This is a genomic window from Pseudomonas sp. DCB_AW (assembly GCF_026240895.1).
GTDB lineage: Bacteria > Pseudomonadota > Gammaproteobacteria > Pseudomonadales > Pseudomonadaceae > Aquipseudomonas > Aquipseudomonas kermanshahensis.
In genome coordinates, this window is sequence record NZ_JAPFCE010000165.1 from 1 (window position 1) to 523 (window position 523).

2 tRNA genes and 1 rRNA gene are annotated in these 523 nt (G+C 48.4%); all 3 read right to left on the reverse strand.

The annotated features are described in order from the left end of the window. Positions 1-214: 214 nt before the first annotated feature. Positions 215-290 (reverse strand) — tRNA-Ala (locus OO306_RS28065). Positions 291-296: 6 nt separating this feature from the next. Further along, positions 297-373 (reverse strand) — tRNA-Ile (locus OO306_RS28070). A 77-nt stretch (positions 374-450) separates the two neighbouring features. After that, positions 451-523: ribosomal RNA gene (locus tag OO306_RS28075) — 16S ribosomal RNA — on the reverse strand; the annotation flags it as partial.

Here is a 523-nt window from a genome sequence, read left to right on the forward strand (position 1 = left end):
AATCTGGTTATACTGTGAAGACGACATTCGCCGAAAATTCGTTTTGCTCTTTCGAGCCCACAAATTTTACCTTAGCCTGATCCACTACCAGTGAAAGTAGTGTTCAGTCTATTTCTATCACATATCCGAATTTTTAAAGAACGATCTGACAAAAGTCAGAAATCAACATTCGAGGCGAATGCTCATTTCTGAGTTTGATCAAGTACTGCAAGAGTGGTGGAGCCAAGCGGGATCGAACCGCTGACCTCCTGCGTGCAAGGCAGGCGCTCTCCCAGCTGAGCTATGGCCCCAAATACTGGTAGGTCTGGGCAGATTTGAACTGCCGACCTCACCCTTATCAGGGGTGCGCTCTAACCAACTGAGCTACAGACCTATATAGGGTCTTGATCGTCTTCGACAATGAATCAAGCAATTCGTGTGGGAGCTCATCAGCAGGCTGATGTCGTCGATTAAGGAGGTGATCCAGCCGCAGGTTCCCCTACGGCTACCTTGTTACGACTTCACCCCAGTCATGAATCACACC